This window comes from Geitlerinema sp. CS-897, assembly GCF_028368005.1.
GTDB classification, from domain to species: domain Bacteria; phylum Cyanobacteriota; class Cyanobacteriia; order Cyanobacteriales; family Geitlerinemataceae; genus Baaleninema; species Baaleninema simplex.
The window spans coordinates 1-13061 of record NZ_JAQNCQ010000088.1; the positions used below are offsets into that span (position 1 = coordinate 1).

Annotated in this window: 10 protein-coding genes; 5 read left to right on the forward strand and 5 right to left on the reverse strand. The window is 54.7% G+C overall.

The window, feature by feature from the left end:
• The 3 genes from POG22_RS04435 to POG22_RS04445 form a co-directional block, all read left to right on the forward strand.
• Nucleotides 1–410 (forward strand): photosynthetic reaction center family protein (locus tag POG22_RS04435; RefSeq protein WP_498903840.1); only part of this gene is annotated, 410 nt, incomplete at its 5' end.
• A gap of 624 nt (nt 411–1034) precedes the next feature.
• The gene (locus POG22_RS04440; RefSeq protein WP_498903841.1) at nt 1035–1310 is read left to right on the forward strand and encodes a 4a-hydroxytetrahydrobiopterin dehydratase; all 276 of its coding nucleotides are present in this window, start codon (nt 1035–1037) and stop codon (nt 1308–1310) included.
• 109 nt (nt 1311–1419) lie between these two features.
• Nucleotides 1420–3048 carry an HD family phosphohydrolase gene (locus POG22_RS04445; protein WP_498903843.1) on the forward strand — a complete coding sequence of 543 codons (1629 nt, stop codon included), beginning with the start codon at nt 1420–1422 and terminating at the stop codon, nt 3046–3048.
• Here the strand turns inward: POG22_RS04445 and POG22_RS04450 are convergent.
• From POG22_RS04450 to POG22_RS04460, 3 genes are all read right to left on the reverse strand, one after another.
• Nucleotides 3016–3798 (reverse strand): ADP-ribosylglycohydrolase family protein, encoded by a 783-nt coding sequence (locus POG22_RS04450; RefSeq protein WP_498903845.1) that lies wholly within the window; start codon nt 3796–3798, stop codon nt 3016–3018. The genes POG22_RS04445 and POG22_RS04450 overlap by 33 nt on opposite strands.
• 4 nt (nt 3799–3802) lie before the next feature.
• Nucleotides 3803–4855 (reverse strand): 3-deoxy-7-phosphoheptulonate synthase, encoded by a 1053-nt coding sequence (locus POG22_RS04455; RefSeq protein ID WP_498903847.1) that lies wholly within the window; start codon nt 4853–4855, stop codon nt 3803–3805.
• A gap of 128 nt (nt 4856–4983) precedes the next feature.
• Complete coding sequence (locus tag POG22_RS04460) at nt 4984–5988, reverse strand: polysaccharide deacetylase family protein (RefSeq protein WP_498903849.1); 1005 nt, start codon at nt 5986–5988, stop codon at nt 4984–4986.
• 528 nt (nt 5989–6516) lie between these two features.
• Here POG22_RS04460 and POG22_RS04465 point away from each other — a divergent pair.
• Complete coding sequence (locus POG22_RS04465) at nt 6517–7071, forward strand: hypothetical protein (RefSeq protein WP_498903851.1); 555 nt, start codon at nt 6517–6519, stop codon at nt 7069–7071.
• 151 nt (nt 7072–7222) lie between these two features.
• Here the strand turns inward: POG22_RS04465 and POG22_RS04470 are convergent, their stop codons facing one another.
• Nucleotides 7223–8989, reverse strand: coding sequence for a protein-arginine deiminase family protein (locus POG22_RS04470; RefSeq protein ID WP_498903852.1), 1767 nt, complete (start codon nt 8987–8989; stop codon nt 7223–7225).
• Nucleotides 8990–9036: 47 nt separating this feature from the next.
• A complete protein-coding gene (locus POG22_RS04475) occupies nt 9037–10308 on the reverse strand; it encodes a leucine-rich repeat domain-containing protein (protein WP_498903853.1) in 1272 nt (423 codons plus the stop codon).
• Between the two features lie 160 nt (nt 10309–10468).
• Between POG22_RS04475 and POG22_RS04480 the strand changes: the two genes are divergently transcribed.
• Nucleotides 10469–12937, forward strand: coding sequence for an alkaline phosphatase D family protein (locus POG22_RS04480; RefSeq protein ID WP_498903854.1), 2469 nt, complete (start codon nt 10469–10471; stop codon nt 12935–12937).
• Nucleotides 12938–13061: the final 124 nt, after the last annotated feature.

Genomic DNA, 13061 nt, shown 5'->3' on the forward strand with positions numbered 1-13061 from the left:
CGGTGGAAAACACCCTCTTCCAAGACGGTGAAGGCGCCAACACCTTCCGCGCCTTCGAACCGACCCAAGCCGAAGAAACCTACTCCATGGTGACGGCGCACCGCTTCTGGTCTCAGATTTTCGGCATCGCCTTCTCCAACAAACGCTGGTTGCACTTCTTCATGCTCTTCGTCCCCGTGACGGGACTGTGGATGAGCGCCATCGGCGTCGTGGGTCTGGGTCTGAACCTGCGGGCTTACGACTTCACCAGCCAAGAAATTCGCGCGGCTGAAGACCCCGAATTCGAGACCTTCTACACCAAGAACATCTTGCTCAACGAAGGTCTACGGGCTTGGATGGCTCCCACCGACCAACCCCACGAAAGCTTCGAGTTCCCCGAAGAGGTTCTACCTCGCGGGAACGCGCTGTAATCGTAAGTTTCGACGGCATGGCTATCGGTGCAATGCCATTGACTTTCAAATCCAAAACAGCGTCCCCTACCGCTCGGTGGGGGATTTTTTTTGAGGGCGAAAATCGCGATCGCCAAGCTCGACAGCGGAGATTTCGATTCGATTGTGCTATCCTATCGGCAGTGAGAGCGATAGAGTTCTCAATGTTGTTTCAAAATCTGGAGGTGGTGCCCGTGCAAGATAGTTGTAGTAAATTTCAGGGTCTCCAGGTTGGACTGTACCGGCTGTGTGCCGGGGCTGTTCTCTAGGCGACAGCTTGCGCGATCGCGCAAACAAATTTCGCGTCGGAGGACAAGCTAACTTGGAGTTCCTCCCGGCAGTCAGGTTCCAATCTGTAGATCCGCTAGACCGCTCTTGCTCTTTCGTGTTGACACACGTACTTCCGAGCAAGAGCGGATAGTTTTTGGGGACGAAACCGTTTGCCGATACCGGTCGATCGAAGTGCCAGCGATCGGTTCGATGGGAAATCTCAACGATCGCGATCGCCGATTTGACAAGCTACGCTATCTTGAAAAATAAGTTGTCGAGATGGCTCTGTCGTTTGACAAAGACCCTCTCGAGAGCCGACGTTCCCAAGGAAATTTTATGGCACTGTTAAGCGACAGCGAAATTAAAACGAAGCTCAGCGAACTTTCCGGGTGGGAGCTGCACGGAAAAGAAATCCAGCGAACCTTTACCTTTGAAAATTTCGTCAAAGCGATCGACTTCGTCAACCGCTTAGTCGAACCCGCCGAACAGGCCGGTCACCATCCCGACCTATCCGTTTCATATAATAAAGTCACGGTCAGTCTGACCAGCCACGATGCTGGAGGCTTGACCGCAGCCGACTTCGAGATGGCTAAAACCCTCTCGAGCCTGTAACATTTCTTTCGCAGTTCGAGCGTCGCTCGAGCCGAAATCTAGGTATCGCTTCTCGAGTCGCTCCTACTCGTCCCCCCTCTTCCCTCGGATCGGCGATCCGATTTCAACAATGTCAGCTTGTGACCCAGATACTTTCAATCCCGATCGCGATCGACTCGGGCTTGTCGAGCAGTTGTTAGAAATTGGTACCGCCCTCTCCGGAAGTTACGATCTTTCGGAACTCTTAGGGTTGATTCTCTCGAAAAGTCGAGAAATCACCTGGAGCGACGCGGGAAGCGTTTACTTAGTCGATCGCAGCGATGACTGTCCCAAACTGCTCTTTAAAACAGCACAGAACGATTCCCGACCGAATATCTCGTTTCGGGAATTCGCCATGCCGTTAACCCCCCATAGCTTAGCGGGATACGTGGCGCTGACGGGAGAAACCCTCAACCTCCCCGACGCCTACAATCCGCCCCCAGAAGCACCTTACGAACTCAACCGCAATTTCGATCGCGACATCGGCTATCAAACGCGATCGGTGTTGGCGATTCCCATGCAAAATCGCAAGGGAGACGCCATTGGCGTCTTGCAGCTCATCAATCGCAAAAAACAGCCTGACGTTCGGCTCAGTCCAGCCAACGTCGTGGAAATGACGCAGCCTTATTCCCAGTGGGAGGAGCGCATCGTGCGATCGCTGGCCAGTCAGGCGGGAATCTCCATCGAACGCAACAACCTCCAAGACGAAATCGAAAACTTATTTGAAGGCTTCGTCCGCACCTCCGTCCAGGCGATCGAAATGCGCGATCCCTGCACCTCGGGTCATTCCGAACGCGTCGCGCAACTGACCGTCAAACTCGCCGAAGCGGTCAACGCCACTGACAGCGGCCCGTTACAGTCTGCGTACTTCGACGCACGCCAGATTCGAGAGCTGCGCTATGCCGCCCTACTGCACGATTTCGGTAAAATCGGCGTTCCCGAAGCCGTTTTGGTGAAAGAAAAGAAGCTTTACCCAGAACGCCTCAATACCATTCGCCAACGCTTCCATTTCGTACAACGGACCTTAGAACTCGAATGCGCTCGTCAAAAGTATCGCCATCTCCTCGAACGCCCGAACGACGATGAAGACGAGCCGCTCGACGCACTGCTGAACGCCTGCGATCGCCAGTTGAAAGACCGTATCGCCCAACTCGAAGACTATTGGCAACTCGTCTCGAACGCCAACGAACCGGCGACGATATCGGATACCCCTTTAGACCGACTCGAAGAACTCGCCGCCTACCAATACACCGACATCGACGGTTCCCTCAAACCGCTGATTACCGACGAAGAACTGAGCCAGTTGAGTCTCTCGCGGGGAAACCTCACCCCGGAAGAACGGGCGGAGATCGAAGCCCACGTCAGCCATTCTTACGAGTTTCTCAAACAAATTCCCTGGACGAAAACTCTATCCGGCGTTCCCGAAATCGCTTACGGCCATCACGAAAAACTCAACGGAACGGGATATCCACGCGGCTTGACTGGCGAAAACATTCCCCTGCAAACTCAAATGTTGACCGTGGCCGATATCTACGATGCCCTCACGGCTGGAGATCGCCCTTACAAACACGGGTTGGGCGTCAGCACCGCCCTCCACATCCTCCGTCAAGAAGCTGCGCGATACGCCATTAACCCCGATTTACTGGCCGTATTCGAGCAACACCAAGTTTACGCCACCATCGAACCATCAACTCAGGCGAGGCAGTTGCGAACGGCGTGAACGGCGCGGCCGCAGCGTCCCCGACGCTCCCCAAGCTACGCGATCGCTGCCGTCCCAGGGTTGGAACTCGAGTCGTCCCGCCCAACGCTGCCACACCAGCCACGCGATCTCGTCGAGGTCGTCGCGGTTGTCGAGGGTCGCCCGTTCGATCGCGGGAACGCCGATGCGAGTTCGCCAAGCCCCGCACAGCGCTCCGGCGAGGGTTCCGGCGAGGGTGCGATCGCTTCCCAGTTCTCCAGATCGCCTCACCGCCAGCTCCCAGTCTCCCTCAGCACTGAGAACGCAGTACAGCACAACGGACAACACCGACTCTTCCCGCCCCCTCAGACGCACCCCGTCGAGGCGTTGTTGAATGGGGGTCAGCCAGACATCGGGGTCGAGATGCTCTCGTGCGAACGTCTCGGAAAGGGAGTCGATCGCGAAGCGATCGCCCACCGCTGCGGCCACGGTTAACATCACCGCCAACGCTTCCGGTCGTCGCACTGACGGGGGATTTAAGATCGAGGCGATCGCCTCCGACGCGCGATCGCTGCGATCGTGAAACAACAACGCCACCAACAACGCGCCGAACAGGGGCGTCTCGGACACCGACACCAGATCGCAGGCGTCGCACCGCACGAACCGCTCGGCAGCCTCCCGTTCGGCATCGCCCATCCAAACGAGAGGATCGTCGGGAGAACAGCTCAGACGATAGCCGAGTTCGGCACCGAGTAGCGTGCCGCGAAATCGTTCGAGAAGTGACAGATACACGGAACTAGCGATCGCTCAGAAGTTGGTGTGCCTCTAAAATCGTGCGTTCCGTTTCGTCCCAACCCATACATTTATCGGTCACGGACACGCCGTATTTCAAATCCTTCAACTCCTGGGGAATTTTTTGATTGCCCTCAAACAGATGGGATTCCAGCATCGTTCCCACGATCGACGAATTGCCCTGGCACACCTGGCGCACCACGTTTTGAAACACGCTCGCCTGACGCTTGTGATCTTTATTCGAGTTGCCGTGACTGCAATCGATCGCCAAACGAGGGGGCAAACCGGCATCTTTTAACTGCGTTTCCACTTGGCGGATCGAGTTCGTGTCGAAGTTCGACTTTCCGCCTCCCCCGCGCAGAATGATGTGAGCGTAATTGTTACCGCTCGTATTGAACACGCTCACGCGTCCCATTTCGTCGATTCCCAGAAAACTGTGGGGACCGCGAGCGGCTTTCATTGCGTTGACGGCCACTTCAATGCTACCGTTCGTGCCGTTTTTCAAACCCACGGGCATCGATAACCCGCTGGCCATTTCCCGGTGCGTTTGAGATTCGATCGTCCGGGCCCCGATCGCCGACCAAGAGATGGCGTCGCTGATATACTGCGGCACGATGGGATCGAGGGCTTCTGTGGCGGTCGGGAGTCCGAGGTCTGCAATGTCGAGCAGTAATTCCCGAGCCAACAACAATCCTTTCTCGATATGGAACGAGTCGTCCATGTCGGGATCGTTGATCAACCCTTTCCAACCGACCGTTGTGCGCGGTTTTTCAAAGTAAACGCGCATGATTAACAGCAGTCGGTCCGAGACGAGATCGGCTAAGGCTTTCAAGCGTCGGGCGTATTCCCGCGCCGCATCTACGTCGTGAATCGAACAGGGGCCGACGACGACGAAGCAGCGAGAATCTTTTCGGTCGAGAATATCTTCGATCTGACGGCGAAAGGCGTAAACGCTTCGCTCCATGCTGTCGGTCAGCGGGAGCTTAGTTTTAATTTCCGCAGGGGTTAGGAGAACCTGCGAATTCGCGATATGGGTATTTAACAGTTGTTGCGGCATCGTGCGTACTCGGAAGACGGCGAAATTACGTCGATCGGCGATCTCTTATCTTAGAACAGTTTATCGAGCGATCCGGCCGTGCGATCGCGAGACTTTACCTCAATGTCGAGATTGCTTCCGCCTCGGCGCTACTCGCTTTTTTGACGGCGCGACACGGACAGTTCCATCATCTCCGGTAACGTGGCAAACCGATAGCCTTCGGCTTCTAATCGGTCGAGAATCTCGGGAAGGGCGGCCACCGTGCGGGCGCGGTTCCCACCGCCGTCGTGTAGGAGAACGACCGCACCGGGACTGGCGAGATCGACGACGTTGTTGACGATTTCGGGGACAGAGACGGCGTAGTCTAAACTATCGAGCGACCACATCATCACTGCGTAGTCCTGCTGGGCGGCGAGATCGGCCAGACCGTTGGTGAGGTTGCCACCCGGCGGACGGAAAAAGCCAGTGCGAACGCCCGTCACCTCGTAAATGAAGTCTGAGGTGCGATCGATTTCTCGTACCGCTTCGGTCGTACTGACAGAATGGTAGCGGTGATTCCAACTGTGGTTGCCGATCGCGTGATCTTCTGCCACGATACGACGAAGCAGATCGACTTTGTTTTCTGCGTGACTGCCCACGACGAAAAACGTCGCCCGCGCGTCGTGTTTGCGAAGAATATCGAGAATTTGCGCGGTTTCCGTCCAGGGGCCGTCGTCGAAGGTCAAGGCGACGACGCGGTCTTGAGGCGGAAGCGGCACGTCGTAAACTGTTTGCCCGCGAAAGTCTTCCGGGGCGACGTGATAGACGGTCGGCGGATTTTGAGCGAGTTCGAGTTGGGCTTGCGTACTCTCCCAAATGCGATCGACTTGCTGTAACGAGACTTGCGCGTGACTGGCAACTACGGCTTGAACGCGAGGAACTTCGACCGTCGGTAAGGGCTTCGGCTCGTCTTGAGGAAGGGTCGCCAGCAAGACTTCTTGGGGAAGCGGCCGAAACGCCAGCAACAAAAAGCCTAAGTTGAGCAGACTCGTCGAGACGAATTTTTTTCCAAACGATTCGCAGTGCTTCCCGATCGGACTCCGTCGTTTGACGGAACGGTGTTTGGGGCGAGAGGCGATCGGATACGGGACGCGCGGAAACGTGGGCTTTTTCATCTTGAGTCGTGTAGGAGGAAACGCACGGAATACAGGTCACAGTGGCGACAGACGAACGATCGCACCTCAGATCGTTTCGGACTCGCGGGAGATCGCGCACGAGACGAGGAGATGAAACGGGCGATCGCACCTCCGGTTGACAGTCCGGTTTGAAAGCCTGCTCGAGTCCGACTCGAGATCGAGGGCGGGATCTCACTTCGGCGCAACGGACAGTACAGTGGGATGCTAAGGCGTCCGGGGTTAGTCTAGCCCGAGTTGTCTCTTCGCGCAAAGTCTGCTGTTTCGGTTCGCCGTCTTACAACGATTTTTATCGACGATGCATCCGTATCGTATCGATACAAGAGACGCGCAGCGGTTTCCGAAAATTCTCATTTCAAGTTTAAAAACGGGGCGATCGCGATGACATTCCTGTCTGAAACGTCTCGAAATTTAAAGTGTTGTAACGATATTGGGAAAACTTCATCGGTCGTGATGAAGCTCTTTCTACGATAAAAAGAGAGAATATATTAGGACTAGGAGGGTAGCAGGGTGTCCGAAAGACATTTTAAAATAAATCGATTTAAATTCAAAAGTTGGTCGCTGTGGTCTGTTGTTACCCTGCCGATCGCCTTATTCGCAACTGCCGGCCGTCCGATCGCAAATATCGGGCTGTCAAACGCCGAGAGATCGCCCGACACGACGAGCGATCTCGTCCAAACCCAGATCGCGCAGGATATTGCCCCCGTTCCCGACGGAATCTATTTATATGGTGAAGATTCCGTTCCCAACCGCATCGGAACCGCTTACATGGTATTCGAGGTACGCCACAACCGAGCCGTCGGTGCGTTTTATATGCCGCATTCTTCGTTCGATTGCTTTTACGGTCAGATCGGCGCTCGAGAATTCGACGTAACGGTCGTCAACAGTTACGATCGCACCGCTTACGCGTATGCTGTAGCTCGAGCCGATTCGGCCGTCGCCTCGGGATCGAACGTCGCCGTTACCCCTGAATTTACGGGCTTTCATCGGATCGAACCCCTCAGCGATCGCGATCGGGAGATTGTCGAAACCTGCACTACGCAGTTACAGGGCGAGTTGAGGTGAAGACAGTCACCAGTCACCAGTCACCAGTCACCAGTCACCAGTCGCCAGTCACCAGTCGCCAGTGAAGAGATGAGGCGAGGAAGGGAAACTGTTCCCTGTTCCCTGTTCCCTGTTCCCTGTTCCCTGTTCCCTAAAAAAGCTTCCCCGATCCTCATCTCAATCTCCGAGGAAGGGACGACCAAACGGGACGAGTCGAACCTTGACGGCGAACGTTCGTGGCACAGTGCAAGTTGCCTTTCATCTCGTGATATTGAGCGTCGTCGATAAAGGAAACTTGGAGATGTGTGGGAGCTACGAGACGGCGAAATTCGGCTTGTAAGACATCCTGTCCGTTAACGATCGCCCCTTGGGGATCGGAGACCAACAGGCGATCGCCTAGGACGACCAAATTCACCAAATTCGGCCACAGGGAATCGCCGATTTCCCCGTACAACGCTGGAACGAAGACTACGCGATCGTCCTCGATCTCGAATTCTCGTTTCAGTCGAGCGACAATGGGGTTGACGCGTTGCTGTTGGAGTTGCAAATTTCGAGCGAGGGTATCCGTATCTTCGAGGAATTCTCTGACCGTCCGTTCGGTACTCAAGCCTCGCGACATCACTGCATCGCCGAATCCGCGACGTTCCAAGTTTCGCAAGAACTGCACGCCGGTTTCCGGGGACGTGACGAGCATCAAAAATCCACCGTCGCGATGGGGAACGAAACTCACCACTTCGTCCACGTGGCGAATGTGTAACCAAGCGGTATCGATCGCCACGGTCGGCCCTTGCAGTTCCTGCGCGTCGAGAAACTCTACAATATCCGGGTGCATGGACACGCCGTCGGCGGTTCCGTAGTAAATTCGTCCCCAAGGATACCCCGGTAGTGGCGGCGTGACTTCTAAATTACCGTACCAATCGATCCAAGCATCTTCTTCGGGGAGTTCGCGGGGTTCGGCGACGGAAAACCAACCCGTGTCAGGTTTGAGGAGCGATCGCGCAAATCCATCTAAGTTCGGATCGCGGACACCCTCCAGTACGCTGGACATCACGTGTAACCGACCGCGACTGGGAAACTGTACGAAGCCGATTTCCATGGTATCTTGCATCCACAACAGTCCCGTGGGATCGATGGTCAGGGGAACGCGAGCGGCTTGGGCTTGTTGTTGCAGCATCGGTAAAAACGCATCGGTGACGTCGAGGGGACTGGCGAAGATTTCTTGCGGCGTCGCGGTGTTGGGTAGCATCAACCAAGGCGTCACTCGTAGGGCGATGCGATCGACGGCAAGGCGTTCTCCACTTTGACGGGCTGTAGCTTCGAGGGTGGCGTAACCGTTCCAGTGGCGATCGGCGAACTGCGTGGCTTCGAGTCCCAACACCACGGTTTGACTGGCGGCGAGGGGCGTTTCGCCTCGTAAGTCCACGGGAACCCAGCCGCGATAGGTCCGTTGGAAGGCGCGGAGGTAGGGACGAGAAGCCACGTCGGATTGTAGAAACAGCGGGACGCCTTGCAGTTTTTTGGGAACGCGCAAACGCACGAGGGCGAGTTCGCGATCGCGGGCGAAACTGGTTGGGGTAGCATCTTGCCAGTCGGGGGTTCCGTTGCGGTTGTCGTCGTCGTGGTTGAAGGGCAGCAACGCCCCGCGTTTCCAACTCCAAGACTGTCGCTGTCGAACGTCTGAGCGATCGACGACGCCGTCGCGGTTGGTGTCGCCGTACAGTCGAAAGTCGGGAGACTTGGGGGGATTGAGTTCGACGATCGCCTCATTGTCGTCGGAGAAGTCTTTTTCTACGAGGCGATCGCCCGCGACGAACCCATTAGAATCCTCTTTAGAATCCCCCTTTTCTGCTGCGATTTGGAAAGATTGCGATCCTCCTCGCACGACGAACGTTCCCAAGAGGACCGCGATACCGAGCCAGACGAAATACCGTACTTTCATGGATTCCCTTTGGGGGTTCGAGAGAGGTGAGAACCCCCACTTTGAGGTTAAGGCAAATCCATACCTCTCTGCCGTAAATCGTTTAAAATCGCTTCGTTTCCGGCTTCGACGACCTCGTCTGACAGGGCAGTGAGGGGATTGTTATCGATGTAGAGGTATTTGAGCTGTTGCAATCGTCCGAGTTCGAGGGGTAAGTTGTTGAGTCCGGTGTTGCGAACGTTGAGAATTTCGAGGTCTGACAGTCGAGTGATTTCAGAGGGGAGTACGCCGAGGGAAACGTCCCACAGTGCGAGACTTTTGAGTCGCTCGAGCTGTAAAATCTCCCGAGGAAATTCGAGAAAGGCGTTTCCTCCGATGGAGAGTTCTTCGAGGTGTTTTAGGTGGGCGATGGCGGGGGGAAAGTGCTGAAATTCGTTATCGCTGACCGCTAGCGATCGCAAGTCTTGGAGTGCGGCTATGTCTTCGGGTAACTCCGAGAGTCGGTTATGACTAACGGACAATACTTTAAGTCGGGTCAATCGCGCGATCGATACTGGAATTTCGCAGAGTTGGTTGTTATAAAGATACAGTTCTTCTAGGTTTTCTAAATTCCCGATCTCGCGAGGAATAGATTCGAGTCGGTTATCGTAAGCATACAGTATTTTTAAAAGCGTTAAATTTCCAATTTGTTTCGGTAAAATCTCGATTTGGTTTCCTCCGATCGCAAACTGACGTAAGTTTCCCAGCTTCGTAATCTTTGAGGGAATTGACGAAATTTCATTTTGGTTTAACGATAAATTATGAAGGTTCTCGAGCTGCAAGATTTCGAGGGGAAATTCTCTCAGTTTGTTTTGACGTAAAGACAAATCGCGAAGGCGCGTCAATCGATAAAAATCGGAGGGCAGCTCTGCAATCTGATTTGACCGCAGCGAGAGTTCTCGTAACAGCGATACTTTGCCGAGATTTTGAGATATTTCTTGAATACGATTGTTATTTAAAAACAGTTTTTCGAGTCGCTTTAAATTGGAGATGCGATCGGGAATTTTAGATAAAAAATTTCCACCTAAATACAATTCTCGCAATTCCGAAATTTCAAAGATTTCGGGAACAAATTCCTCAAAGCGGTTCCATTCTATATCGAGGATTTTTAAATTCTTTAGCTTGGCAAATTCAGCCGGAAGCGATCGCAACTGATTGCCACTCAAACTTAATGCGTTGAGACAAGACAGATCGCCAATTTCTGGCGGAAGTTCGGACAAGTTTAGATCGGACAAATCGAGGGATTTGACTTCGGATTTCGCTGCCTGGTGTAACGTTTCTAATAAAGAGTTTTGAGTCATAGAAGAGGTAGAGCAAGCCACTTCGCGATCGATACAAATTCAACGTTCTTGCAAACACCCCGACATACTATCGACTTTAACACAGTCTCCAACGAGAGAAAAGGGGGGGATTTCGCTCGTAAAATAATAAAGTCAAACCCTCAAAAAAGCTTTACAAAACGTGACTTTAATTGACTTTTTGAAACTGTACGACCGAGAACGCGACTACCTCAGCGATCTCCGCCAACGAGAGCAAGGAACGGCAACTTTACCCAACCAGTTCGCCTCGGGGGATACGACCCAAACCAGCAGCGTGTTGTGGGCGCGGAGTACCTCGAGCGAGGGAGATCTCGACTCTCGCAACACGTTCGTTGCCTTCGAGTACAGCTGGGATCCCGACTTTAACACCGTTAACACGGCAAGCGGTACTCTCGACACCTCTGACGTTCCCGTCAAAGTCGAAGTTTCCGACCTACAGCCAGATACTCAATACTACGTGCGCGTGACCGATGGCGTCGGTAGTTCCACCGTCGGAACCTTTCGCACTCCCGCCGACGTGGGAACCCAAACCGGATTGCGTTTCGGCGTCGCCCCCGACTGGCAAGGAGAACTCAATCCCTACCCCGCAATTCGCAACGCCGACGATCGCGATCTCGAATTCTTCGTTCTCCTAGGAGATACCATCTACGCCGACACGCGATCGCCCGCAGTAGAAAAACCCCAAGCCGAAACCCTCGAGGAATTCCGCCTCAAATACGACGAAGTCTACAGCGATCGCTTCGGACTCAACGCCTGGGGAGACTTGCGATCGTCGACCAGCGTTTTCGCGACCATCGACGACCACGAAATCACCAACGACGTACCCGGTGGCGCCCCGCCGTCCGTCGAAGCGTCTTTCGAGGGCGATTCTGCTGCCTTCATCAACGACGCCCAACTCTACGAAACGGGGATGCAGGCGTTTCAGGAGTACAACCCGATTCGAGACGAATTTTACGGCGACACGGGCGATCCCGTCACGGCCAACGAACGCAAACTCTACCGCTTCCAAACCTACGGCAGCGATGCGGCGATTTTCGTTCCCGACACGCGATCGTTTCGAGACGAACCCTTGCCCTTCCTTCCCGACACTGCCTCCCCCGAAGCCGCCGCCGAATTCCTCCAAGCCTCCTTCGACCCCAATAAAACCATGTTGGGGGCGGTGCAACTCGAAGAGTTGAAAACTGACCTCCTCGCCGCAGAGAATTCCGGTATTACCTGGAAGTTTGTCATGTCTTCCGTTCCCATCCAAAACTTCGGTACCACCGTCGCTGGGGAACGCTGGGAAGGCTACGCCGCCGAACGCACGGAATTCCTGAAATTTATCGAAGCTAACCAAATCGATAACGTGGTCTTCGTTTCGGGAGACTTCCACGGCAACGTCGTTAACAACGTCACTTATCAAAACGGTTTCGGAGAACCGCAGATTCCCACGGACGTTATCGACATCATGACGGGGCCGGTGGCGTACCAACTCAACCTCGGAAACGGCCCCTTTGGTGCGCCCTTCGGTGCGGCGACGGTGGCGTTTACACCGACGGCGATTCTTCCCCAAGCCCAGAAAGACCGCTACGGGACGTTATCGCGGGCGGAAAAAGACGAGTTTGTCGAAGATGTCGTCAACGCTCGTTTAGTGAAGTTCGGGTACGATACCTTCGGGTTAGAGGGATCGGGCATCGACGCGACGCTATTACGGGGAACCTATTCCCAGTCTCACGTGTTTACTTGGACGGAATTCGAAATCGACCCGGCGACGCAAGCGTTAACTGTTAACAGTTACGGCGTCGAACCCTACAGCCAAGCGGACATCGAAGCCAATCCCGAGGCGATTTTGGCGTTGCAACCGGAAGTCACTATGCAGTTTGTCGTGGGGGCGAAAAATCGGATAACGGGAACGGAAGAGGCTGAAACGTTAGTCGGCAATGGGCTCAACGACGAAATGCGGGGTCTCGGCGGCAACGATCGCCTGTTGGGAAACGCCGGAAACGATACGTTACTCGGCGGTGGCGGTAGCGATTTTCTCGATGGCGGCGACGGGGTAGACACCGCCAGTTATGCCGAGTCCAGTGTGGGGGTTAACGCCGATCTCAAGTCGGAAGTTGTTATCCAAGGCTTCGACCCCAACGCCCCGCGAGATGCCGACCCCGATACTTTTTCCAGCGTGGAAAACCTCGTCGGGTCGGCGTTTGACGATACCCTGACGGGAACGGGGGGAGATAACGAGATCGAAGGGGGATTGGGGGTAGACGTGTTGACGGGAAGCGGGGGAAGCGATCGCTTCGTCTTCCGTTCTCCCAGCGAGGGGGGCGATCGCATCACCGATTTCGCCGCCGACGATCGCCTGTTGGTGGCCGCTACGGGGTTCGGTGGCGGTTTGGGGGCAGGAATTCCCCTCGATTACAGCGATCCTGTGGGGGTGTTCGACTCGACGGGAACCTTCGTTAGCGGCGCGTCTCCAGTGCCAAACCAGCCAGTGGCAACGTTCTTGTACGACTTAACGACGGGAACCCTCAGTTACGACATCGACGGAACTGGGGTAGCTGGGGCAGTGGCGATCGCGACGCTCGAAAATATTCCGACTCTAACCCGTTCTCAGATCGCAGTTGTAACATAATCGATTCAGTTCGCGGCGTATCATAGAAGAAATTGGGTTGACATCCTACCCAGGAAGATCGGGGCGATCGCGCGATCGTTTACCGCATCTGAGACTGTCAACTCTCCATTCTCGATCGAAATTT

What these genes read in the sequence shown, in the direction of transcription:
- POG22_RS04475 (WP_498903853.1), bottom strand. Translation starts at nt 10,308, where the DNA reads ATGACTCAAAACTCTTTATTAGAAACGTTACACCAGGCAGCGAAATCC.
- POG22_RS04470 (WP_498903852.1), bottom strand. Translation starts at nt 8,989, where the DNA reads ATGAAAGTACGGTATTTCGTCTGGCTCGGTATCGCGGTCCTCTTGGGA.
- POG22_RS04460 (WP_498903849.1), bottom strand. Translation starts at nt 5,988, where the DNA reads ATGAAAAAGCCCACGTTTCCGCGCGTCCCGTATCCGATCGCCTCTCGC.
- POG22_RS04440 (WP_498903841.1), top strand. Translation starts at nt 1,035, where the DNA reads ATGGCACTGTTAAGCGACAGCGAAATTAAAACGAAGCTCAGCGAACTT.
- POG22_RS04445 (WP_498903843.1), top strand. Translation starts at nt 1,420, where the DNA reads ATGTCAGCTTGTGACCCAGATACTTTCAATCCCGATCGCGATCGACTC.
- POG22_RS04455 (WP_498903847.1), bottom strand. Translation starts at nt 4,855, where the DNA reads ATGCCGCAACAACTGTTAAATACCCATATCGCGAATTCGCAGGTTCTC.